1 protein-coding gene is annotated in these 432 nt (G+C 52.8%); it reads left to right on the forward strand.

Translation table 11 applies throughout. The annotated features are described in order from the left end of the window. Window positions 1–432 (forward strand): hypothetical protein (locus tag Q4563_RS16320; RefSeq protein WP_303605225.1); only part of this gene is annotated, 432 nt, incomplete at both ends.

The raw sequence follows: 432 nt of genomic DNA on the forward strand, positions 1-432 counted from the left end.
TATCGACTACCCGGAAGGAGATGAATTGCCGAATGCTCCCTGGAGTGGTGATGCCCGTGCTCCTTTCAGCAATGCACTGGGTCAGCAAGTGATTGCCATGCTCACCGAAGGCATGTCATTAGGCACCATTGCACGCCTGCTGGAACTGGATGCTGACATGTTGTGGCAATTCAAGCATGGCCTGGATACTGGCAAGTTAGGGTCGAACCTCAACCAGACTGCCAGCCCGGACATATCGCCAGATATGATGTCGGTGCTGACTCGTGATCAACAAAAATCAGCACTGCCTGCAGCAGACATTGCCATATGGCGAGAGTTGCTCACGGGGGAACGGGATCTGGACATGCGTAATCTGGGGTTACGTCTGTTGCTGATGCGTTTGCGGCAGCAATATGCCATGGCTCACGATGAAGAAGTACGCATGCTGAAAAT

The organism is Gilvimarinus sp. 1_MG-2023 (assembly GCF_030548285.1).